Raw genomic sequence first — 2,396 nt, 5'->3', positions numbered from 1 at the left:
GTTTTAGGAGTCAGTTACGGCTGGTATGCAGTGGCTTGCCCGCTACTGATGGTTAATCTAAAAGGCAAAGGCGATCGGATGTGGTGGATAAGCTGGAGCATCACAAATATCATATATGCCACCAGTGCGAGCAGCTTAATTCAACTGTTCGCAGTGCTGACACCAGTAATCTTAAGTTGGCACAACCCAGCCAAAGACCGAAAGCCGACGGCGATCGAAAAAAAATTCTTTTACTACTTTTACCCAGTCCATTTGGCGGGACTCGCCGCGCTGCGAGCAATATTGTAAGGGAAGGCTCAAGAATCGAACTTGAGGGGACTTTAGCCTGATATATAGGTGATGTGCCGAAATTTCACGGTATCCCCTAACAGAACTTAAAGTGAGCCATCGCCAAATCCTCCCATCAACATTATAACCATGTCAGAAACCGAAAAGCAAAAAAAAAAGACGCGATCACGTCCGAAACCTTCGAGACATCAACAGAGTGTTAAGCAGGAAGCTTGCAGATACTAAAAAATATCTGTCACAAGAAATTAAAAATCTTGAAGCTGAGCGCGATCGGTACAAGCTCCAAGTCAAAGAACTAGCCGAAGAACTAAAACTCGAAAAAGCAAAAAACTCAGGTGGGGATTCATTTAAGTTAATATAATTTCCCCTGTTCCACACTTGTTACCAGGCTCTTCCTGGTAACGCACAGCCAGAGTTCGAGCCTCGATTTTCCTGGCGCTGGCGAGGCAGAGCCTCGCTTACATGGGTTCCCCGGCTCTGCCTGGGAACCAGTTACAAATGCGCGACTATCGATCGACCTTATAATGCAAAAATACCTCTTGTCCCACCTGTTTAACCGCCAAAAGCTCCAATTTCGGAGCTAAGTCCGCCAAAAAACCCTCTCCCTCCACAGGTGTCGGTGCATCCGCCCCGCCCAAAATTAACGGGCACACCGTCAGCCAAAGTTCGTCTACCAAGCCTGCAGCCAGCACAGACGCTACCAGTTTTCCCCCGCCCAGAATCGCCAAGCGTTTGATATCGAAGTTTGCTAGCTGTTGAAACGCATCAATCCAATCAATCTCTCCACCTGCGGTTTTCGCATAGATAATTCGATCGAATTGAGATGTTGCACCATTCTCAATAAGCCTTTTATGAACAGGCAAGATGCCTGTGAAGCGAGAAAATTCATCTCTTGTGGAACGGGCATCTTGCCCGTTCTTGAGAATGGTGCCAGATGTGCGATCGAACTTACTGTCTTTTGTCGGGTACGGAGACGGCAATGCCGTTTCCCCGTCTTTTGTCGGGTACGGAGACGGCAATGCCGTTTCCCTACTGTCTTGCCCTGTCAGCAGCCACCGAGGCACTGGTTGCTGGAAAAATCGCAAGTTTGGGTCAAATTTGCGCGATCGCGAACACACAATTTGCACCGGTTGTGGGGGCTTCCCTTGCAATTCTCTCTGTTTGAGCAATTCCGGCGAAATCACTCTCATCGTCGTCCCATAAGCCTGTAAAGTGCCGTTGCCGAACAAAACCGCGTCACTTGCTGCTACTTGCTGTTCTAGGTGGGCTTTGTCGTTGGCAGAACCGAATCTCGCGGGCGCTCGTACTGCATCTGCAATTTTACCGTCAGCACTGATCGCGAGTATTACTGTTGCGTGAGGTCGATCGATTTTATATGTCATTAATTTATGAAAGGTTCGCACTACATCCTATTTAACTAATTAACTTCACCGATGTATACCGTATTATTGTTGGCGATGCGGACGTAATAGCAAAATTTTATAATCAATCTCGGGTTGCGCTTTTGACATCATTAAATTTATCCATACTCATCTGCTTAGCAACTCGGGTTATAATTTGTAAAAGTACCAATTTTTTTCAAATTATATAAAAAACATGGATTATTTAACCTATAATAATTCAATCGCAGCTCATTTATTTAAACCAGAAATTGCGGGAAGTACCGTTCACCTGTATTTCACAGATAAACTAATAAGTTGTTGTGCACTTAAATTGCATATTTCGATCCCATATCAAAACTCGTCAAATCCTCTCCCCCTCTCCCCCTCTCCCCTTCTCCCCCTCTAATACCATAAACAATCTAGGTGCACAACAGCTTAACGGATATTCGTCAAGAAAGAAATGCTGATTTCTCACCGAACCTCTGAGCGATCGCAAATGGATGCTGAGGTGTCAGCGATGCTAACATACGGACAGTTCTAATACAATATTTGAATATACAGCCTGTCCGAAATGCCGAGCAACTGACGAACAGATTGCTAATTTTTCAACCACCATACAGTCCATAATTGAAATTCCGAGAGGGCATGGTAAGCTGAGACGCAGCTAGATTGTATAATATAAAAAAATAAGCAATCATTAGTTATAGTGTATGCCAGCCAAAAATC

General features: G+C 45.0%; 2 protein-coding genes. One reads left to right on the top strand and one right to left on the bottom strand.

All coding sequences use genetic code 11. The features are described from left to right. A partial coding sequence (locus QUA99_RS32585; protein WP_333245702.1) for a TraX family protein occupies window positions 1–288 on the top strand: 288 nt, incomplete at its 5' end. Between the two features lie 506 nt (window positions 289–794). Here QUA99_RS32585 and QUA99_RS32580 read toward each other — a convergent pair. After that, a complete protein-coding gene (locus tag QUA99_RS32580) occupies window positions 795–1,670 on the bottom strand; it encodes a dihydrofolate reductase family protein (protein ID WP_333245705.1) in 876 nt (291 codons plus the stop codon). Between the last annotated feature and the right edge of the window lie 726 nt (window positions 1,671–2,396).

It is taken from the genome of Microcoleus sp. F10-B2 (assembly GCF_036704965.1).
GTDB lineage: Bacteria > Cyanobacteriota > Cyanobacteriia > Cyanobacteriales > Microcoleaceae > Microcoleus.
The sequence above is the reverse complement of the archived record's forward strand: the minus strand, read 5'-3'. Positions and strand labels throughout refer to the sequence as shown.